Genomic DNA, 18,744 nt, shown 5'->3' on the forward strand with positions numbered 1-18,744 from the left:
GCCCCGGAGCGATGCGCCGCGCGCCGCCGAGGAGGAGGACCGATGGGGACGATCACCACGAACGACGGTGTCGAGATCTTCTACAAGGACTGGGGGTCGGGACAGCCGATCGTGTTCAGCCACGGCTGGCCCCTGTCGGCCGACGACTGGGACACGCAGCTGCTGTTCTTCCTCCAGCACGGGTACCGGGTGATCGCGCACGACCGGCGCGGGCACGGCCGCTCGACCCAGACGGGCGAGGGGCACGACATGGACCACTACGCGGCGGACCTCGCGGCGCTCACCGAGCACCTGGACCTCCACGACGCGATCCACGTCGGCCACTCCACCGGCGGCGGCGAGGTCGTGCACTACATCGCGCAGCACGGGGAGTCCCGCGTCGCGCGGGCCGTGCTGATCAGCGCGGTGCCGCCGATCATGGTGCAGACCGAGTCGAACCCGGGCGGCCTGCCGAAGAGCGTCTTCGACGACCTGCAGGCGCAGCTCGCCGCGAACCGGTCGAACTTCTACCGCGCGCTGCCGTCCGGGCCCTTCTACGGCTACAACCGGCCCGGCGTCGAGGCGTCGGAGGCGATCATCGAGAACTGGTGGCGCCAGGGCATGATGGGCGGCGCGAAGGCGCACTACGACGGGATCGTCGCGTTCTCGCAGACGGACTTCACCGAGGACCTGAAGAAGATCACGGTGCCCGTGCTCGTCATGCACGGCGAGGACGACCAGATCGTCCCCTACGCCGACTCCGGGCCCCTGTCCGCCGAGCTGGTGCAGAACGGCACGCTGAAGTCCTACCCGGGCTTCCCGCACGGCATGCCGACCACGCAGGCCGACGTGATCAACGCGGACCTGCTGGAGTGGCTCCGCGCCTGACCGGACCCGGGTGCCGGGCCGCGTCGCGCGGCCCGGCACGCGCCGCGGCGAACATATGCCGCGATCGGGATGATCGAGTCAGGGGAGGGTCGTCCGGACCGGCGCGACGCTCGCGCCCTCGCCGAGCACGCAGGGCAGCAGGGTGCGGATGGGCTCCGCGTCCGCGTCCTCGACCAGGTCGATGAGGGCCCGCGCGGCGGCGTGCCCGAGGTCGTAGCCGGGCGGCGCGGAGTGCACGAGCGGAGGCTCGCAGAGCGCCGCCGTCCGGGACGCCATGCCGAGCGCCAGCACCGAGACGTCCCTCGGCACGGAGCGACCGGTCGCCCGGATGCCGCGGAGCAGTCCGGGGGCCGCTTCGTCGTTCGCGATGAGCACGGCGGTCACGTCGGGGTGGTCGCGCAGCAGGTCCTCCGCGAGCTCGGCTCCGCCGGCCGGATCCCTCGCCGTCATGGCGACGACCGCTGTCGCGCCGTGCGCGACGGCCCATTCCCGGTACGCCCGCTCGAGGCGTACGGGCGGGCCGTAGGCCGACTCGCCGAGCGCACCCGGGTGCTCGAGCACGAGGGCGATGCGCTCGTGGCCCAGCCCCGCGAGGTGGTCCAGGTTCTCGTGCGCCGTCGTCTCGAAGTCGATGTCCGCGTAGGCGTAGGCGCTCGGGTCCGCCGTCCGGCCGATGAGCACGAACGGGATCCCGGCGGCCTCGAGCATCGGCACGCGCGGGTCCTCGAGCTGCACCTCCATCGCGAGCACGCCGTCGACGAGGCCGCCGTCCAGGTACTCGCGGAGCGCGGCGGGGTCGTTCGCGACGGGCCAGAGCACCAGGTGGTGGTCGCGCTCCGCCGCGCCGACGGACGCGCCGTGGACGAACTCCATCGCGCTCGCGTTGCCGCGGGTGTCGAGCTCCGGGAACAGCAGCGCGATGATCCGCGACCGCCGGCTGGCCAGCGCTCGAGCGAGCACGTTGCGGGTGAAGCCGAGCTCGGTCATGGCCGACTCGACCCGGGCCCGCGTCGCCTCGGAGACCCGCTTCGTCCCGTTGACCACGAACGACACGGTCGCGATGGAGACGTTCGCGCGCTCGGCGACGTCCTGCATCCGCACCATCGGCGATCTCCTCGCGGTCGACCATAGCGCGGCGAATGGTTCGGTAAAGCGCTTAAAAAAATCGTTGACAGCCGGGACGGGCCGGGCGAATGATGCTCCGCAACGCCCGACCGGGGCGGCGCGATCGACGGGGATCGAAGAGCGGTGCGTCATCAGTCGACGACGAGTGAGCGCTCCCTTCCGCTGCCCGCCGTGCTCCTCCGCGGTCCCGCCGGGCGCTCGTCCACGCACCGAAGCACATCACCTGACCGACGACGCGGGACCGCTGCGCCCTGACGCAGCCCCGCCCGTCCCGCCTTCCGCAGCAAAGGAGCTCACCGAAGATGAACCCGATCCGGATCATCGCCGCGGCCGCCGCCGTGGCGCTCGTCCCCGTCGCACTGACCGCCTGCTCGTCCGGCTCCGGAGGGGGAGGAGGAGGTGGCGGCGGCGGCTCCACGCTGACGATCGAGGACTACTACCAGGCGAGCTACGACCCGATCTACCAGACGTGCGCGAAGCAGGTCGGCGCCAAGGTGAAGATCAACCACGTCGCCGGTGCCGGCCTCATCGCCAAGGTGCTGCAGCAGGCGTCGTCGCGCACGCTGCCCGACGTGCTCATGCTCGACAACCCCGACGTGCAGCAGATCGCGGCGTCGGGCGCGCTCGCTCCCCTGAACGACTACGGGCTGAACGCCGACGGGCTCGTGCCGGCCGTGAAGGCCGCGAACTCCTACAAGGGCGACCTCTACGGCCTCGAGCCGGTCACGAACTCGATCGCGCTCTACTACAACAAGAAGCTGCTGTCCGACGCCGGCGTCACCCCGCCGAAGACGTGGGACGAGCTGCGGGCCGCCGCGAAGAAGCTGACCAGCGGCAAGACCTACGGCTTCGCGATGAGCAACATCAACACGTACGAGGGCACCTGGCAGTTCCTGCCGTTCTTCTGGTCGAACGGCGGGGACGAGAAGGACATCGCCACCCCGCAGGCCACGCAGGCGCTGCAGTTCGTGCTCGACCTGCAGAACGACGGCGCGATGTCGAAGAGCTCGATCAACTGGGCCCAGGCCGACGTCGACAACCAGTTCATCGCGGGCAAGGCCGCGATGATGATCAACGGCCCCTGGCAGCTGCCGTCCCTGAACGCGGCGAAGGGGCTCGAGTTCGACAGCGTGCCGATCCCGACCCGGACCGGTGACCCGACCGTCGCACCGCTCGGCGGCGAGGCGTTCACCGTCCCGCAGACGCGCGACAAGGACCGGATGAAGCTCGCCGCGAAGTTCGTCGGCTGCCTGTCCTCCGCGAAGATGCAGACCACGATCGCCGGCGTCACCGGCAACGTGCCGACGAACGAGTCGGCGGCCGACGAGTGGGCGAAGTCGCATCCGCAGGTCGCGTCGTTCGTGACCACCGTGAAGACGGCCCGCGCCCGCACCGGCGAGCTCGGACCCGACTGGCCGAAGGCCGCCACGAAGATCTACACCGCCGTGCAGCTCGCCCTCACGGGCAAGGCCGCCCCGTCCGCCGCGCTGCAGCAGGCGCAGTCCCAGAGCCAGTGATGCGACGGGAGGGGGCGACCCGCTCGGGCGCCGCCCCCTCCCTCCGCTCGCGGAGGGGAGGAGCACGATGACCGTGTCCGCACGGGCGGGGGTCGCCGCCGGTCCGCTGGTCGCCTCCGGGCGACCGGGCAGGAGCAGGGCGAGGCTCGCCTCAGGAGTCACCCGGTGGCTGTTCATCGCCCCGGCGGTGGTGTTCGTCGCCGTCTTCTTCGGCTACCCCGTGGTGAAGAACGTCCTCATGTCCTTCCAGGACTACACGACGAGGACCTTCTTCACCGGCGAGGCGCCGTGGGTCGGCCTCGCGAACTACGCGCAGACCTTCGGCAGCGCGGTGTTCACGACGACGCTCGTGAACACCGCGCTGTTCACGATCGGCTCGATCGTGATGCAGTTCGTCATCGGCCTGGGGCTCGCACTGTTCTTCCGGCGGAACTTCCCGCTGTCCGGATTCCTCCGCGGGCTGCTGCTCCTGCCGTGGCTGCTGCCCCTGATCGCCTCGAGCGCGGTGTGGAAGTGGCTGCTCGACCAGGACAGCGGCGCGATCAACCAGTTCCTCGGGCTGTTCGGCGTGCCGGCGGTCCCGTGGCTGGTCAGCCCGGGCCTCGCGCTCGTCGCGGTGATCGGAGTGAACATCTGGCTCGGCATCCCGTTCAACACGACGATCCTCTACAGCGGCCTGCAGTCCGTCCCGCCGGAGCTCTACGAGGCGGCGTCGCTCGACGGCGCCACCGGGGTCAAGGCGTTCCGGTACGTCACGTGGCCGTCCATCCGCTCGGTGGTCAGCGTCGTCATCGTGCTGGGCATCGTCTACACCCTGAAGGTCGTCGACATCATCCTCGGCCTCACCGGCGGCGGACCGGCGAACTCCACCCAGACGCTCGCGACGAACGCGTACCACCAGTCGTTCGTCAACTTCGAGTTCGGCATCGGGGCCGCGATCAGCAACGTGCTGATCGTCGTGTCGTTCCTCTTCGCCGTCGTCTACATCTCGATCTCCCGGAAGGCGGCCGACGAATGACCTCGACGACCATCCGCGTGCCGCTGCCGCGGAAGCACCGCGGGCGGGCGCGGTCCATCCCGATGACGGCGCTCGGCATCGTGTTCCTCGGGCTCATGGTGTTCCCCGTCTACTGGATGGTGAACAGCAGCCTGCAGGCCACGGCCGGCGCCGCGACGGCGACGTGGTTCCCGACGAACCCGACGTTCTCGGGCTACGTCGCCGCGTTCCAGCAGCAGGGGGGCAACTTCGTCTCGAGCATGATCATCGGCCTCGGCACCGTCGTCGTCACGCTGCTCGTCGCGACGCCGGCCGCCTACGGGCTGGCGCGGTTCCGCATGCGCGGGACGCGGGTGTTCCTGCTGGTGCTGCTCGTCACCCAGATGATCCCGACGATCGTGATCGCGAACGCGCTCTACACGCTGTTCAACGACGTGGGCCTGCTGAACACCTACGCGGGCCTGATCCTCGCGGACAGCGCCGTGCAGATCCCGTTCTCGATCCTGCTGATGCGGGCCTTCATGGAGTCGATCCCGCCGAGCCTCGTCGAGGCGGCGCTCGTCGACGGGGCGAACGACTTCCGCGCGTTCCTCTCCATCGTGGTGCCCATCAGCCGCAACGCCATCGTCACGGCCGCGCTGTTCACGTTCCTGGGCGCGTGGGGCGACTTCCTCATCGCGCTGACGCTGACGTCGACGGATGCGGTGCGGCCGATCACGCTCGGCATCTACAACTACATCGGCTCGAACGTCACGGACTGGGGACCCGTCATGGCGACGGCCGTGCTCGCGTCGCTCCCCGCCGCGGTGCTCCTCGTCGTCGCCCAGCGGTACATCGCCGCCGGCGCGCTCGGCGGCGCCGTCAAGTGAACCTCCCCGCGTCGCGCGGGGCCTCGGAAGGAAGGACGGTCCGCATGGGCCAGAACGATCGACCTCGCACCGTCGTGGTGTGGGGCGAGAACCGCCACGAGCAGGTCGAGGAGCACGTCAGGGCCCTCTACCCGGACGGCATGCACGAGACGATCCGGTCCGCCGTCGAGGAGCACCTCGGCGGGTCGGTCTCGGTGTCGACCGCGACGCTCGACCAGCCCGAGCACGGCCTCGACGCGGACCGTCTCGCCGACGTGGACGTGCTCGTCTGGTGGGGGCACGCCGCCCACGGCGAGGTGCGCGACGACGTGGTGGAGCGCGTGCACCAGCGCGTCCTCGAGGGCATGGGGCTCGTCGTGCTCCACTCGGGGCACTGGTCGAAGCTCTTCGTGAAGCTGATGGGCACCACCTGCACCCTGCGCTGGCGCAGCGAGCACGACCGCGAGCTCGTGTGGACGGTCAACCCGACGCACCCGATCGCACAGGGGGTGCCGAATCCGATCGTCATCCCGGAGCAGGAGATGTACGGCGAGTTCTTCGACGTCCCGGTGCCCGACGAGCTCGTCTTCATCAGCTCGTTCTCCGGCGGGGAGGTGTTCCGCAGCGGCATGACCTTCCGACGCGGCCACGGGAAGATCTTCTACTTCAGCCCCGGGGACCAGGACTTCCCCGTCTACCACCACCCCGACGTGCGACGCGTCATCGCGAACGGGGTGGACTGGGTGGCGCCCGCCCTCCCGGCACCCGCGCTGCCGACCCTGCTCCGCTACGAGTCCGGCGAGTTCTTCGAGGGGCACGACTACCGCGGTGCGATGAACGCGGACGACCGGGTGGCACGCTCGTGAGCGCGCCCCTGCGCCTCGTGCTCGTCGGGGCGGGGCAGATGGGCCGGGCGTGGATCCGCGCGATCGACCGCGCCGACGACGCCGAGCTCGTCGGCCTGGTCGACCTCGACCCGCGCGCGGTGGAGGCCGCGCTGGCCGCGCGTGGCCCCTCCGTGGCGTCCGGGACCGACGCGGTCGCGCTCGCCCGGGCCGAGGGCGCGGACGGGATCGTCGACGTGACGGTGCCCGTCGCGCACCTCCCCGTCAACCTCGCGGCGCTCGACGCGGGCTACCCGGTGCTGTGCGAGAAGCCCGTCACGCCCACCGTCCGGGACGCGCTGATCCTGGTCGCGGCGTCCGAGACCACCGGGCGCCTGCTCATGGTCAGCCAGTCGCGCCGCTACTACGCAGCGCTCGACGAGCTGCGCCGTCGCGCCGCCGACCTCGGCGGTGCGGAGCTGCTCAGCACCGAGTTCCTCAAGGCGCCGCACTTCGGCGGGTTCCGTGAGGAGATGGACCACCCCCTGCTCGTCGACATGGCGATCCACTCGTTCGACGTGGCCCGCGCGGTGCTCGACCGCGTGCCGCTGACCGTCGACTGCCGCTCGTTCAACCCGTCGTGGAGCTGGTTCCGCGGCGATGCGGCGGCCGAGGCCCTCTTCGAGTTCGAGGGCGGGGCGCGGTTCCAGTACTTCGGCAGCTGGGTCGCGCCAGGCCTCGAGACCTCCTGGAACGGTTCGTGGCGCGCAGGGACCGCGCGGGGCACGGTCACCTGGGACGGCGAGTCCGCCGTCGAGGTGCAGGAGGGCGACGGGCCGGTCGAGCGCCTCGACGTCGTCCCCGCCCCGCACGAATCGATCGAGGGATCCCTCGCCGAGTTCCTGGCGGCCGTCCGGTCGGGCGCCTCGCCCTCCGGCGAGATCCACGCGAACGTCTGGACGCTCGCGATGGTGGAGGCGGCGGTGCGGTCCGCGGAGACGCGGACCACCGTCGACATCCCGGCGCTCATCGACGACGCCCGCGACCAGGCGCTGGCCACCGACATCCGCGACGATCTCCGGACCGTGCTGGCGTCGTGGTCGAGCCCGCACGAGCGGCTGCTGCGCACCGCGGTGCGCGCATGAAGGAGAGGGGCCTCGTGGACGACGTGGTGAAGGGGCCGCTGTCGCCGACGGCGGGGGGCACCGCCGCGCTGCGACCGGTCGGCGTCGACGGGGCGACGATCACGGGCGGCTTCTGGGCCGAGCGGCTGGCCGCGAACGCCGCCGTCTCCATCCCGCAGGGGTGGGACCAGCTGCACCGGGCCGGCAACGTCGGCAACCTCGAACGGGCGGCCGGCGGCGGCACGGGAGAGGCGGTCGGTGACGTCTTCGCCGACTCGGACGTCTACAAGTGGCTCGAAGCGGTCGCATGGGAGATCGCGCGCACGGGGGACGAGGCCCTGCTCGAGCGGCAGCGCGAGCTCACCCGACTGGTCGCCGCGGCGCAGGCCGAGGACGGGTACCTCGACTCCGTGGTGCAGCTGCGGGGGATCGCCCGCTACTCCGAGCTCGGCTGGACCCACGAGCTCTACTGCGCCGGCCACCTCGTCCAGGCCGCCGTCGCGCAGCGTCGCGGCACCGGGGACACGGCGCTCCTCGACGTCGCCGTCCGGCTCGCCGACCACCTCGTCGCGACCTTCGGGCCGGACGGCTCGCACGAGCTCGACGGCCACCCGGAGATCGAGACCGCGCTCGTGGAGCTGTACCGGGAGACCGGCACCCGCGCCTACCTCGACCTGGCGGGCTGGTTCGTGGACGCGCGCGGCCGCGGAACGGTCGCCGCCTACGGCCGCGACTCGACCTACTTCTCCGACCGGGTGCCCGTCCGGGAGGCGACCACGGTCGAGGGGCACGCGGTGCGCGCCGTGTACCTGGCGGAGGGCGCCGCGGACGTCGCGATCGAGACCGGCGAGGACGAGCTGCTCGCCGCCGTCGCCCGGCAGTTCGCGGCGATGGTCGGCACGAAGCAGTACGTCACGGGCGGCCTCGGCGCCCGCTGGGAGGGCGAGGCGTTCGGCGACCCGTACGAGCTGCCGTCCGACCGCGCCTACGCGGAGAGCTGCGCGGCGATCGGCGGCCTCCAGTGGGCGCACCGCATGCTCGTCGCGACGGGAGACGAGCGGTACGCCGACCAGGTCGAGCGGATGCTGCTGAACGGGATGCTGCCCGGGGTCTCGCTCGCGGGCGGCGAGTTCTTCTACGTCAACGCGCTGCAGGTGCGGAACGGCGCCGAGCCGGACGATCAGCGGAACCCCGTGAACGGGAGGCTCGGCTGGTTCAGCACGGCCTGCTGCCCGCCGAACATCATGCGCACGCTGTCGAGCCTCGGTGCCTACGTCGCGACCACCGGCGTCGACGGGGACTCGCTGCAGGTCCACCAGTACGTGCAGGGCACGGTCCGCGGCGCCGGCCTCGTCCTCGACGTCGAGACGGACTTCCCGCGCGACGGGCGCGTGCTCGTCACCGTCCGGTCGGCGCCGGAGGGGGAGGCGGAGCTGGGGCTCCGCGTGCCCGGCTGGGCGTCGGGCGCGACGCTCGACGGGGAGCCCGTCGAACCCGGGCTCGCGCGCCGGCGCCGGCTGTGGAGCGCGGGTGACCGCCTCGAGCTGGTGCTGCCGACGGCGCCGCGGCTGATCGCGGCCGACGACCGCATCGACGGCATCCGCGACTCCGTCGCCATCGCTGCGGGTCCGCTCGTCTTCGCGGTCGAGCAGGTCGACCTGCCGGTGGGCGCGCAGGTCGACGACCTCCACCTCGACGTCGACGCACCGCTCCGCCTCGGCGGGTCCGACGCGGCGCTCGCGGCGCCGGTGGTCCTGGCGTCGGGCTGGGTGCACCGGCACGTCGAGCGACCGGAGCCCTACGCGGCCCTCGGCGGCGGGGAGGACGACGGAGTCGAGCGGGAGCCCGTGCCGATCCGTGCGGTGCCGTACTTCGCCTGGGCGAACCGGGGCGCCGACGCGATGCGAGTCTGGATCCCGGCGGGCTGAGCGGGGGAGGGTCGTCCGGCGAGATCGGCGGGGGCGCCGATCGCCGCCGGTCACTCGACCGTGGCACGCTCGTGGGCGCGACGGCGGCACCGCGGTCGGGAGCCGGAGGCAGCCATGACCAGCACCGAGACGGGACGCGTCGCCGCCCGGGCGCACCGCGCCGACCTCCTCTTGCCGCGGGCCTGACGGCCGGTCGGGTCGGAGCAGTGGACGGACCTCAGGCGGCCGGGCGGCGCGAGAGCCCGACCGTGGCGCTGCTCGCGCTCGCGTCGATCGCCGAGCGGCGCCTCGAGGCGGAACTGCGCTCGCGCCGGCTGACGCTGCGCAAGTACGCGGTGCTCGGGCACATCGCCGGTACGGCGCAGATCTCCTACAGCGAGATCGCCCGTCGATCGGGCATCACCGTGCAGAGCGCGCACGCGCTGGTCCGCGCGCTGATCGACGAGGGGCTGGTCGAGGCCGCCGAGACCGGGACCGGCGTCGCTGCGCACCTCTCCGTGTCGGCCGGCGGTCGCGATCTGCTCGACGAGATGGCGGCGGCGGTCGAGCGGCTCGACGCCGAGCTGTTCGCCGGGCCGCCGCTCGCGCCGCTCGAGGAAGCGCTCCGCCGCGCGGCACGGGAAGGTCCTCCTCGACGCTGACCTTCAGTTAGGCTGATGCCAGCATCAGTCGAACTGAAGGAGTTCCGCGTGGGCCCCGTCCTCCTCGTCGTGCACGTGCTCGCGGCCGTCCTGTTCGTGGGGCCCGCCGCCGTGTCGGCATCGCTGTTCCCGGCGGCCGTGCCGCTCGGTGTCGGAGAGGCGCGGCGACCCCGCGACGAGCGCCGCAGCGCGGACGCGGCGCGCCTCCTGCACCGCGTCTCCCGCGTGTACGGGCTGCTCGCCGTCTCGGTCCCGGTCGCGGGCATCGTGCTGGGGCTGCTGTGGGGGAAGTTCGACGAGGCCTGGCTCGTCGTCGCGCTGGGCCTGACCGTCGCTGCCGGCGTGCTGCTCGCGGTCCGGATCGTCCCCGGCCAGGCCGCGATGCTGCGACGCCCGCCCGGCCGCCGCGAGGTCGCGTCCGCGGCGGCGCTCGTCGGGGTCTTCAACCTGCTCTGGGTGGTCGTCCTGGTGCTCATGGTGCTGCAGCCCGGCGCTCCGGAGCGATGATGCGGCGCGGACGGCCCGTGCTCGTGGCGCTGGGCCTCCTCGAGCTGGTCACGCTGGCCGCGCTGCTGGCCAACCTCGTGACGGTGCACGACCTGGTCGTCGCTCGGATCCTGGGGCCCGTGCACGGCGCGGTCTACCTGGTCGTCGCCCTCGTCGCACTGCTCGCTCCGGGCCTGCGCTGGCCCGTACGGCTGCTCGGGCTGCTCCCGGTCGTCGGGGGAGCGGCGGTCGCCTGGCGCGTCCGGCGGGCCGAGCCGGCGGAGGGCGACGCGGGATGAGGGACGGCGTCGGCGTCCGCGGACGCCGTTCCGGCTCGGGGACCGCGCCGCCCTCGGCCCTCAGGCCGCCAGTCGGAACGTCGTCGCGAACCGGTCGAGGAGCAGCCCGTCGCCCGAGCGGACCCGGACGAGCCCGTCGGTGATCGCGCGTTGCGGCGCGATCTCGCCGGTGATGAGGCGGTGGATGGCCCGGCCGCCCTCGAACACGAGGTCCGCGGGGCCCGGCCCGCGCTGGACGTCGAGCGCGGGACCGTCGACGCGGATGAGCAGCTCGGCGGCGTCGAGCCGTGCGGCGTAGGCGGTCGGCGGCAGCCCGGCGGCCGCCTCCGGCCGGAACGCGCTGCGCAGGTCCATCGTCATCGAGTCCGGACTGATCGCCTGCTCGTCGCGGGCGCCGCCCATCGCCTTGAACCCCCAGGCGCCGAGCGCGAGCACCACGGGCTCGAGCTCCCGGCCGAACGGCGTCAGCTCGTAGACGATCACCCGCGACCGCGGCGCTCGACGCAGCACGCCGGCCTCCTGCAGCTCCTTCAATCGGGACGCGAGGATGTTCGTCGGGATGCGGGGGAGGCCCGCGGCGAGCTCCCCGTACCGGCGGGGCCCGACCAGGAGGTCGCGCACGATGAGCAGCGCCCACCGCTCGCCGATCAGCTCGAGGGCCCGGGTGATCCCGGAGGACTGGCCGTAGTCGCGCGCCGCCATCGCGGCGTCAGGCCTGCTGCTGGCTCGTGAACGCCTCGGGGCCCTGTTCCGCGGCCCGGGGGTCCATCCATCCGAAGTCGACGACGTTCCCGTCGGGGTCGGCGAGGCCCTGCTGGTACATGAAGCCGAAATCCTGCGGCTCGCCGAGGCGCTTCCCGCCCGCGGCGACGCCGGCGGCGACCCGGGCGTCGACCTCGTCCCGGCTCTCGACGAAGATCGCGGTGCCCGCGGTGGGGCTCTTCGCCGGGTCCCCGATCGGGAGCTCGGTCATCGTCTGGAAGAACTCCCGCGTGAGGATCATGAAGTAGCTGTGGTCCGGCTCGACCACGACGCAGGCCGCGTTGTGGTCCGTGAACAGCGGGTTGATGGTGAAGCCGATCGCCTCGTAGAACGCCTTCGCGCGCTCCAGGTCGGTGACGGGCACGTTGACGAACATCGACGGCATCGGGGCCTCCTCGGTCCGCATCGACCCTCGATGTGGACGGCGTCCACACTTGCAAAGAACAAGTAGCACGTCAAGGGCTCGTCGCGCCCCCGCGAAGAGCCGGCCCGGCCCGTCGGCCGGAGGAGGGTCAGGTCGGCTCGTCGGGATCGTCCACCGCGGCGGTGAACTGGCGGGCGACCTCGACGACCGCCGCACGGAGCTCCTCCCCGCCCTCGACGCGGAAGGGGAACGGCACGACCGACAGCCACTCCCGCGCGTACATGCCGGGGCTGCTCGTCGTGCCGACCAGCACGCAGCCCGCCTCGTGCGACTCGAGCCGGCCCATCGGCGGCCGGATCCACGGCCGCACCTCCTCGATCGGAGCGGAGAACACCACCCGCGTCGGGTAGCGCCACCCCGCGCCGAGGTTCTCGCCGAGCGCGGCCACCGGGTCGAGGTCGTCCGGCGGGTCGAACCGGCGGGTCGTGCGCCGCACCGACCGGATCCGGTCGGCGCGATAGGTGCGGATCGCGTCCACGTGGTGCGCCCAGCAGAGCAGGTACCAGCGGCCGTGGCGCGCGACCACGCTCCACGGGTCGACGTCGAGCTCCAGCTCCGCGCCGCGCTCGCTGCGGTACTCGATCACCACGCCGCGGCGCGCGGCGATCGCGCCGATCAGCTCGTTCGTCAGCAGCGGGTCCGGCTGCTGGTCGGCCCGCTCGTCCGGGGTCGCGGCCGCGCGCTCACGGAGCAGCGCCGCCTGCCGGCCGACCGCGTCGGGCAGTGCGCGCACGACCTTCTGCAGCGCGCCGCCGATCAGGTCGTCGTCCCGTCCCGCCTCCGGCCTGCCGCCCAGCACCTGGAGCACGAGGCCGAGCGCCTCCTCCTCCGTGAAGCCGACCGGGGCGAGCGTCGTGCCCCGGCCGAGGCGGTAGCCGCCTGAGGGGCCGCGGGCGCCCTCGATCGTGATGCCGGCGTCTCGGAGGGTGGCGACGTACCGGCGCGCCGCGCGCTCGGTCACCCCGAGGCGCTCCGCGAGGGCCTCCGCGGAGATCCCCGGATGCAGCCGGAGGACGTCGAGCGCCCGGATCGCCCGAGCGGTCGGGCTCGGGCTGTCCTCCATCGCAGCAGGCTAGGGCGCTCCGGCGGCCTCGATCAGCAGAAGGGGCCGGGCAGGTCGCGGCGGGGAGGGGTCGGGACGGTCGCGCCCGACGCGACCGGGGATCGGCGCAGGCGATGCTGCGCCCACAGGACGAGCGCCGGGGCGTGGGCCGCCCAGCCCACCGGCCCGTGGGTCAGTCGCACGAGGGCGAGGGTGGTGATCGGACCACTCGGTCGGACCGCGGGTGCGGTCGTGGTGTTCGCGCTGTTCATGCGGTCGACGGTAGAAGCAGATCCGGACGGAATCGGTCCGCATCTCGATCGCAACCGCAGGTACCGGACGTGAAGCGTCCGCAATGCATCCCCGCGGCGGTCCGTCGTCGTGGCCCCGGTGCCGGAGGTCGATCGGCGGAGGCGGCGCACGGTCCCGCCGTCAGTCCGGGCGCGCCTTTGCCCAGAGGCGCGGCCCCGTGTGCCCGTTCGAGCATCGCCACGCGGACGCGCCGTCGCCGGCCTCCTCGGCGGTCGCGAGGATCGCCCATGCGTCGCAGCCCGCACGAGGGCAGGGGACCGCTCGGTGGATGACGGGCCCGGTCACCGGGGCTCCAGCGCGGCGCGCATCAGGCGGTGCGGAGGGTCCGCGCCGCAGGGCAGTCGAACGGGTCGGCGTGACGGACGCCGACCTGGTGGATGTGGCGCAGCACGATCCCCCAGGCCGTGCCGAACCGGTTCTCCTCGTAGGCGATGCCGAGCCGTGCGCAGTGCGCTCGGACGAGCGGCCGGACGCGGCGCAGGTTGGCGCTCGGCATCGACGGGAAGAGGTGGTGCTCGATCTGGAGGTTCAGGCCGCCCATGACGTGCTCCATCGGCAGACCGCCGCTGATGTTCCGCGAGGTGAGCACCTGTCTGCGGAGGTAGTCGACCTTCTCGTCGCGGCCGATGATGCGCATGCCGGTGTGGTTGAGCGAGAACGTGCCGCCCATGTAGACGCCGAACAGCGCGACCTGCACGAGGAGGAAGACGGTGCCGAGCAGCGGGCCGAGCACGAGGACGAGCAGGGCCGCGAAGCCGATCAGTCGGATCGCGATCATCACGCCCTCCTGCAGTCGATGGGGGTGCTTCTCCCCGCCCAGCACCGCGTTTACGGCGCTCAGGTGCAGGTCGGCGCCCGCCAGGGCGAGGATCGGCAGGTAGAAGTACCCCTGGCGCGCGGTCAGGCGACGGCGGAGTCCCGAAGGGCGGGCCTCCGCGTCGGGAACGAAGACGATCGCGCCCGGGAGGATGTCCCCGTCGCGCCCGAGCGTGTTCGGGTTCGCGTGATGGCGCGTGTGCTTGTTCATCCACCAGCCGTAGCTGAGACCGACCACGAGGTCGGCCAGCACGCGTGAGACGAGCTCGCCGCGAGGCCCGGAGGAGAAGATCTGCTTGTGCGCGCTGTCGTGCGCGAGGAAGGCGACCTGGGTGCAGAGCACTGCGAAGTAGGCCGCGACGAGCAGCTGCCACCACGTCCGACCGAGCGTGAGCAGCAGGGCGAGGCCGACGGCGAACAGCGCGGCCAGCACGATGCCGCGGAGGGCGTACGAGCCGGGACGGCGATCCAGCAGGCCCGACTCCTTCACCTGCCCGATCAGCACGGCGTAGTCCTGGGCGTGCGCCGCCTGCGCTCCGCCGGACCGGGTGGTGCGCGGCTCGGTGCTGCGGATGGACGGGACTGCGACGCTCATCTCCCGACGGTACGGACGCGGCGCAGCCGGCACATCCCCCGGGCGGGGTGCCTCCCGGCCCCCTGCTCCGGTACTGCGGCACGGAAGGACTGTCGTGCGCACCGCGCCTGACGGAGGGGAGCCGCGGGTGCCCCGACGACGGCGAAGGCCCGGAGTTCCAGAGGAATCCGGGCCTGGCGTAGCGGGGGCGGGACTTGAACCCGCGACACCACGATTATGAGCCGTGTGCTCTAACCACCTGAGCTACCCCGCCGCGAGGACCTGCGGCCGCGGGGTGCGCGACCGGCCTGTCCGAGCCCCGAAAGAGGATTGAACTCTTGACCTTCTCCTTACCATGGAGATGCTCTACCACTGAGCTATCGGGGCCTGCATCGAGCCCGTCGCCGGGCCGGAAGCGACGACGACTCTAGCATCCCGCTCCCCGCTCCCTCTCCGCCTGCCGGCTCCGTGTCGCCTCGCGCCGGAGGGGTGCGCCGGCCGCCCTTCCGCTGCCACGAGGCGGTGGCGGCGTGGCGCTCCGAGCCCCTGTCCGAGGGGCGTGGGATCGTGGCGTCCAGCCCGCGACACGCCGCCCGAGCGTGTTCCGCAGCCCGTCGAGCCGCATGGTTCCGGGCGACACGCTGAGAACCCTCCGACACAACATCTAGGGGCTCGATTCTCCGGACCCCCCGGGATATAGTGGTTCCACTCGCTCCTCGAGCGGGGGCCGCACATCGTGCGGGAGCAGTGCACACCCGCCGCCGACTGGGGAAGGTCGACGGCAGCGAGCGGAAGGAGCGGTCATGAACTTCGACACGGAGAGCATCGACGGCTACGCGATTCCGGTCGACCCGATGGATCTGCTGCAGTGCGACAGCTGCCAGTGACGAGGTCGATCACCGATCGCTGACCACGGTCACGAAGGGCCCCTGCGAATCCCGATCGCAGGGGCCCTTCGCCGTACCCGGCCGGTCGTCGCGCGGTGGCCCGGGCGTCACGCGGTGCGCATGCGGACCGCGCGACGGCACAGGGACCGCGCGACGACGCGGATCACGCGGAGAGGGTGGCGAGCTCCTCGTCCGTCAGCTCGAGCGTCGCCGCGGCGGCGGAGTCGCGGATCGTCTCCGGCCGCGAGGCGCCCGGGATCGGGATCACGACCGGGGCGAGCGACAGCTCCCACGCCAGCGCGACCTGCTGCGGGCTGACGCCGTGCACGTCGGCGACGGTCTGGAACGCCGCGTTCTGCGAGCCGAGGCCGGGCGCGTTGCCGATGCCGCCGAGCGGGCTGTAGGGGAGGAAGGCGAGGCCGAGGTCCGCGCAGAGGCGCAGCTCGTCGAGCGACGAGCGGAACGACGGCGAGAACTGGTTCTGCACCGACACGATGCGGCCGTCGGTGAGCTCCATGGCCTCCTCGATCTGGTCGGTGCTGACGTTCGACAGCCCCGCCATCCGGATCACGCCGTCGTCGAGCAGGTGCACGAGCGCCCCGACCGACTCCGAGAACTTCACCCGCGGGTCCGGGCGGTGGAACTGGTAGAGGTCGATGGCCTCGACGTCGAGCGCCTGCCGCGACGCCTCCGCGGCCTCGATGATGTGCCGCGCGGAGCCGTCCTGCGTCCAGGAGCCGTCCCCCGGGCGGAGGTGACCGCCCTTCGTGGCGACGAGCACCTGGCTCGCGTCGCCCTCGTAGGAGTCGAGCGCGGCGCGGATGAGGCGCTCGTTGTGGCCGACCTCGCCGGCGAGGAGGTGGTAGCTGTCCGCGGTGTCGATCAGCGTGACGTCGGCGTCGAGCGCCGCGTGGATCGTGGCGATCGCGCGCGGCTCGTCCGGGCGGCCCTCGATGGACAGCGGCATCGCGCCGAGGCCGATCGCGGAGACCGAGCGGGAGCCGATCAGGCGGGCGGGGAGGGAGGTGGTGGTCATCCCACGAGTGTCCGTGAGCGGCCTCGTGCATCGCCTGGGCGGCCGGTGCGCGTGACTACCATGCAGGCGTGACCCTCGCCAACGATCTCCAGGGCCGGGTGTACCCCGACACCGAGCCCTACCTCGTGGGGCGGGAGAAGGTGCGCGAGTTCGCCCGCGCCGTCGGTTCCTCGGACCCGCTCAGCCTCGACCCGGAGGCCGCCCTCGCCGCCGGGTACGCGGACGTCGTCGCGCCGCCGACGTTCCCCGTCGTCGTCCAGGACCTGACCCTCGCGCAGCTGCTCGCCGACGAGACGGCCGGGGTGGACTTCTCCCGGGTCGTGCACGGCGAGCAGCGCTTCGCCTTCAGCCGCCCGATCGTGGCGGGCGACCTGCTGACCGCCACGATGACGGTGACCGACGTGAAGGCGCTCGGCGGCAACGCCATGGTCACCGCCGAGTCGGTGCTGCGCGACGGCGGCGGTCAGCACGTCGTCACGGCGACCTCGACGCTCGTGATCCGGGGCGACGCGTGAGCGCCGGGGGCGAGCGGCTCTCGGTCGGCGACGTCGTCGCGACCGGCGGCTTCGACCTCGACCGGGACGACCTCGTCCGCTACGCGGGCGCGTCCGGGGACTTCAACCCCATCCACTACCGCGACGACGTCGCCACCTCCGTGGGCCTGCCCGGCGTGCTCGCGCACGGGATGCTGACGATGGGGCTCGCCGTGCAGCCCGTCGTGGAGCGCTTCGGTGCCGACCGGATCCGCGACTACGGGGTGCGCTTCACCCGCCCCGTGCCGGTGCCTCCCGAGGGCTCGGTCCGCCTCGAGATCGAGGCGAAGGTCGGGCAGCTGACCGACGACGAGGCCCGCATCGACGTCACCGCGAAGGTCGCCGGCCAGACCGTGCTCGGGCGGGCGCAGGTCCGCGTCGCGCTGGGGCAGCAGGACCGATGAGCGCCGACGCCGCCGCGGGACAGGACCTGCGGCTCGCCGACCTGACGACCCTGCACGTCGGCGGGCCCGCACGCCGGGTCGTCGTCGCGACCACGGTCGACGAGGTCGTGCGGACGGCCCTGAGCGCGTGGGCCGACGAGGAGCCGCTGCTCGTGCTCGGCGGGGGCTCGAACGTCGTGATCGGCGACGAGGGCTTCGACGGCACGGTGCTCGTCGTCGCGACCCGCGGCATCGAGCGCCTCGAGGGCGCCGCCCACGCCGTGGCGGGACCGCCCGCGACGGACGCCGACCGCCTCCGCACGCTCGAGCGCTCGCTGCGCCCCGTGCAGCAGCGGGAGCCCGTGCGGATCCGCGTCCAGGCGGGGGAGTCGTGGGACGGCCTCTGCGCCGTCGCCGTCGAGCAGGGCTGGAGCGGCATCGAGGCGCTCTCCGGCGTGCCCGGCTCCTGCGGCGCCGCCCCGATCCAGAACATCGGCGCCTACGGCCAGGAGCTGGCGGCCACGCTCGCCGCGGTCGAGTTCCTCGACCGCGAGACCGGGGAGATCCGCCGGCTCCCCGCCTCCGAGCTGCGGCTCGGCTACCGCACGAGCGTGTTCAAGCAGGGGCTCGCGGGCGTGGTCCTGTCGATCGACCTCGTGCTCCACCGCGCCGTCGGCGACGGCCCCGTGCTCAGCTCGCCGGTCGCCTACGCGCAGCTCGCGGAGGCCCTCGGGGTGCCCCTCGGTGGCCGCGTCCCCATCGCCGCGCTCCGCGAGACCGTGCTCGCCCTCCGCAGCAGGAAGGGGATGGTCCTCGACCCCGAGGACCCCGAGTCGGTGAGCGTCGGCTCCTTCTTCACGAACCCGATCGTCAGCGAGCACTTCGCGGCGACGCTGCCCCGGGACGCGCCGCGCTGGCCGACCTCCGGCGACGAGCCCGACGTCGTGGTGCCGCTCGGCGCCGCGCTCCCGCCGCGACCGGACCGCGCGGGCGAGCCGCGGGTCAAGCTGTCGGCCGCGTGGCTCATCGAGCACGCGGGCGTGCAGCGCGGGTTCCGGCTGCCCGGCTCCGACGCGCACATCTCGAAGAAGCACACGCTCGCGATCGTGAACGGCGGCCACGCGACGGCGGCGCAGGTCGTCGAGCTGGCCCGCTACATCCAGCACCGGGTGCAGAGCGAGTTCGGCGTCGTGCTGCACCCCGAGCCGAACCTCATCGGCGCCACCGTCTGACCCGGCTCGCGGCCGGTCGCCGGACATGGACGGCGTGCCGTCCATGTCCGGATCAGGTCCGCGGTTACCGTCCTGCTGCGCCCCTCG

General features: G+C 72.9%; 20 protein-coding genes and 2 tRNA genes. 13 read left to right on the top strand and 9 right to left on the bottom strand.

Going from position 1 to position 18,744, the window contains the following annotated elements:
- Positions 1-42 precede the first annotated feature (42 nt).
- A complete protein-coding gene (locus D1781_RS15685) occupies positions 43-867 on the top strand; it encodes an alpha/beta fold hydrolase (protein ID WP_119483443.1) in 825 nt (274 codons plus the stop codon).
- A gap of 78 nt (positions 868-945) precedes the next feature.
- On the opposite strand, the gene D1781_RS15690 is transcribed toward D1781_RS15685, so the two are convergent.
- On the bottom strand, positions 946-1,971 hold the full coding sequence (locus D1781_RS15690; RefSeq protein ID WP_158590135.1) for a LacI family DNA-binding transcriptional regulator: 1,026 nt from the start codon (positions 1,969-1,971) through the stop codon (positions 946-948).
- Positions 1,972-2,294: 323 nt separating this feature from the next.
- Here D1781_RS15690 and D1781_RS15695 point away from each other — a divergent pair, with 323 nt between their 5' ends.
- The 9 genes from D1781_RS15695 to D1781_RS15735 all read left to right on the top strand — a co-directional run bounded on the left by D1781_RS15695 (position 2,295) and on the right by D1781_RS15735 (position 10,656).
- Complete coding sequence (locus D1781_RS15695; protein ID WP_119483447.1) at positions 2,295-3,509, top strand: sugar ABC transporter substrate-binding protein; 1,215 nt, start codon at positions 2,295-2,297, stop codon at positions 3,507-3,509.
- A 67-nt stretch (positions 3,510-3,576) separates the two neighbouring features.
- Complete coding sequence (locus D1781_RS15700; RefSeq protein WP_119483449.1) at positions 3,577-4,527, top strand: carbohydrate ABC transporter permease; 951 nt, start codon at positions 3,577-3,579, stop codon at positions 4,525-4,527.
- Positions 4,524-5,375, top strand: a complete 852-nt coding sequence (locus D1781_RS15705; protein WP_119483451.1) for a carbohydrate ABC transporter permease — start codon at positions 4,524-4,526, stop codon at positions 5,373-5,375. The genes D1781_RS15700 and D1781_RS15705 overlap by 4 nt, the downstream gene beginning before the upstream one ends.
- 44 nt (positions 5,376-5,419) lie before the next feature.
- A complete protein-coding gene (locus tag D1781_RS15710) occupies positions 5,420-6,220 on the top strand; it encodes a ThuA domain-containing protein (protein ID WP_119483453.1) in 801 nt (266 codons plus the stop codon).
- Positions 6,217-7,323: a Gfo/Idh/MocA family protein gene (locus D1781_RS15715; protein ID WP_233551468.1), complete on the top strand. Its 1,107-nt coding sequence runs from the start codon at positions 6,217-6,219 to the stop codon at positions 7,321-7,323. The genes D1781_RS15710 and D1781_RS15715 overlap by 4 nt, the downstream gene beginning before the upstream one ends.
- 14 nt (positions 7,324-7,337) lie before the next feature.
- Entirely contained in the window at positions 7,338-9,230 is a 1,893-nt protein-coding gene (locus tag D1781_RS15720) for a glycoside hydrolase family 127 protein (RefSeq protein ID WP_233551469.1), read from the top strand.
- 206 nt (positions 9,231-9,436) lie between these two features.
- Positions 9,437-9,871 carry a MarR family winged helix-turn-helix transcriptional regulator gene (locus tag D1781_RS17645; protein WP_158590136.1) on the top strand — a complete coding sequence of 145 codons (435 nt, stop codon included), beginning with the start codon at positions 9,437-9,439 and terminating at the stop codon, positions 9,869-9,871.
- Positions 9,872-9,919: 48 nt separating this feature from the next.
- Positions 9,920-10,378 (top strand): hypothetical protein, encoded by a 459-nt coding sequence (locus tag D1781_RS15730; protein ID WP_119483457.1) that lies wholly within the window; start codon positions 9,920-9,922, stop codon positions 10,376-10,378.
- 17 nt (positions 10,379-10,395) lie between these two features.
- Positions 10,396-10,656, top strand: coding sequence for a hypothetical protein (locus D1781_RS15735; RefSeq protein ID WP_233551470.1), 261 nt, complete (start codon positions 10,396-10,398; stop codon positions 10,654-10,656).
- 60 nt (positions 10,657-10,716) lie between these two features.
- Here D1781_RS15735 and D1781_RS15740 read toward each other — a convergent pair whose 3' ends face one another.
- From D1781_RS15740 to D1781_RS15780, 8 genes are all read right to left on the bottom strand, one after another.
- Positions 10,717-11,358 carry a winged helix-turn-helix transcriptional regulator gene (locus D1781_RS15740; protein WP_119483461.1) on the bottom strand — a complete coding sequence of 214 codons (642 nt, stop codon included), beginning with the start codon at positions 11,356-11,358 and terminating at the stop codon, positions 10,717-10,719.
- 7 nt (positions 11,359-11,365) lie between these two features.
- On the bottom strand, positions 11,366-11,803 hold the full coding sequence (locus tag D1781_RS15745) for a VOC family protein (RefSeq protein WP_119483731.1): 438 nt from the start codon (positions 11,801-11,803) through the stop codon (positions 11,366-11,368).
- A 127-nt stretch (positions 11,804-11,930) separates the two neighbouring features.
- A complete protein-coding gene (locus tag D1781_RS15750; protein ID WP_119483463.1) occupies positions 11,931-12,905 on the bottom strand; it encodes a helix-turn-helix transcriptional regulator in 975 nt (324 codons plus the stop codon).
- A gap of 32 nt (positions 12,906-12,937) precedes the next feature.
- Positions 12,938-13,156, bottom strand: coding sequence for a hypothetical protein (locus tag D1781_RS15755; RefSeq protein ID WP_119483464.1), 219 nt, complete (start codon positions 13,154-13,156; stop codon positions 12,938-12,940).
- Positions 13,157-13,503: 347 nt separating this feature from the next.
- On the bottom strand, positions 13,504-14,607 hold the full coding sequence (locus D1781_RS15760; protein WP_119483466.1) for a fatty acid desaturase family protein: 1,104 nt from the start codon (positions 14,605-14,607) through the stop codon (positions 13,504-13,506).
- Positions 14,608-14,786: 179 nt separating this feature from the next.
- Positions 14,787-14,860, bottom strand: a tRNA-Met gene (locus D1781_RS15765).
- Positions 14,861-14,901: 41 nt separating this feature from the next.
- Positions 14,902-14,973: transfer RNA gene (locus D1781_RS15770), tRNA-Thr, on the bottom strand.
- 663 nt (positions 14,974-15,636) lie between these two features.
- The gene (locus D1781_RS15780) at positions 15,637-16,509 is read right to left on the bottom strand and encodes an aldo/keto reductase (RefSeq protein ID WP_119483470.1); all 873 of its coding nucleotides are present in this window, start codon (positions 16,507-16,509) and stop codon (positions 15,637-15,639) included.
- A 68-nt stretch (positions 16,510-16,577) separates the two neighbouring features.
- Between D1781_RS15780 and D1781_RS15785 the strand changes: the two genes are divergently transcribed.
- The 3 genes from D1781_RS15785 to D1781_RS15795 are packed head-to-tail and all read left to right on the top strand — an operon-like array spanning position 16,578 to position 18,657.
- The gene (locus D1781_RS15785) at positions 16,578-17,024 is read left to right on the top strand and encodes an FAS1-like dehydratase domain-containing protein (protein ID WP_119483472.1); all 447 of its coding nucleotides are present in this window, start codon (positions 16,578-16,580) and stop codon (positions 17,022-17,024) included.
- Positions 17,021-17,446: a MaoC/PaaZ C-terminal domain-containing protein gene (locus D1781_RS15790; RefSeq protein WP_119483474.1), complete on the top strand. Its 426-nt coding sequence runs from the start codon at positions 17,021-17,023 to the stop codon at positions 17,444-17,446. The genes D1781_RS15785 and D1781_RS15790 overlap by 4 nt, the downstream gene beginning before the upstream one ends.
- Positions 17,443-18,657, top strand: a complete 1,215-nt coding sequence (locus D1781_RS15795) for a UDP-N-acetylmuramate dehydrogenase (RefSeq protein ID WP_119483476.1) — start codon at positions 17,443-17,445, stop codon at positions 18,655-18,657. Before D1781_RS15790 ends, D1781_RS15795 begins: the two co-directional genes overlap by 4 nt.
- Positions 18,658-18,744: the final 87 nt, after the last annotated feature.

This window comes from Amnibacterium setariae (assembly GCF_003581425.1).
Taxonomy (GTDB): Bacteria; Actinomycetota; Actinomycetes; order Actinomycetales; family Microbacteriaceae; genus Amnibacterium; species Amnibacterium setariae.

What these genes read in the sequence shown, in the direction of transcription:
- D1781_RS15685 (WP_119483443.1), top strand. Translation starts at nt 43, where the DNA reads ATGGGGACGATCACCACGAACGACGGTGTCGAGATCTTCTACAAGGAC.
- D1781_RS15690 (WP_158590135.1), bottom strand. Translation starts at nt 1,971, where the DNA reads ATGGTGCGGATGCAGGACGTCGCCGAGCGCGCGAACGTCTCCATCGCG.
- D1781_RS15695 (WP_119483447.1), top strand. Translation starts at nt 2,295, where the DNA reads ATGAACCCGATCCGGATCATCGCCGCGGCCGCCGCCGTGGCGCTCGTC.
- D1781_RS15700 (WP_119483449.1), top strand. Translation starts at nt 3,577, where the DNA reads ATGACCGTGTCCGCACGGGCGGGGGTCGCCGCCGGTCCGCTGGTCGCC.
- D1781_RS15705 (WP_119483451.1), top strand. Translation starts at nt 4,524, where the DNA reads ATGACCTCGACGACCATCCGCGTGCCGCTGCCGCGGAAGCACCGCGGG.
- D1781_RS15710 (WP_119483453.1), top strand. Translation starts at nt 5,420, where the DNA reads ATGGGCCAGAACGATCGACCTCGCACCGTCGTGGTGTGGGGCGAGAAC.
- D1781_RS15740 (WP_119483461.1), bottom strand. Translation starts at nt 11,358, where the DNA reads ATGGCGGCGCGCGACTACGGCCAGTCCTCCGGGATCACCCGGGCCCTC.
- D1781_RS15745 (WP_119483731.1), bottom strand. Translation starts at nt 11,803, where the DNA reads ATGCCGTCGATGTTCGTCAACGTGCCCGTCACCGACCTGGAGCGCGCG.
- D1781_RS15750 (WP_119483463.1), bottom strand. Translation starts at nt 12,905, where the DNA reads ATGGAGGACAGCCCGAGCCCGACCGCTCGGGCGATCCGGGCGCTCGAC.
- D1781_RS15755 (WP_119483464.1), bottom strand. Translation starts at nt 13,156, where the DNA reads ATGAACAGCGCGAACACCACGACCGCACCCGCGGTCCGACCGAGTGGT.
- D1781_RS15760 (WP_119483466.1), bottom strand. Translation starts at nt 14,607, where the DNA reads ATGAGCGTCGCAGTCCCGTCCATCCGCAGCACCGAGCCGCGCACCACC.
- D1781_RS15780 (WP_119483470.1), bottom strand. Translation starts at nt 16,509, where the DNA reads ATGACCACCACCTCCCTCCCCGCCCGCCTGATCGGCTCCCGCTCGGTC.
- D1781_RS15795 (WP_119483476.1), top strand. Translation starts at nt 17,443, where the DNA reads ATGAGCGCCGACGCCGCCGCGGGACAGGACCTGCGGCTCGCCGACCTG.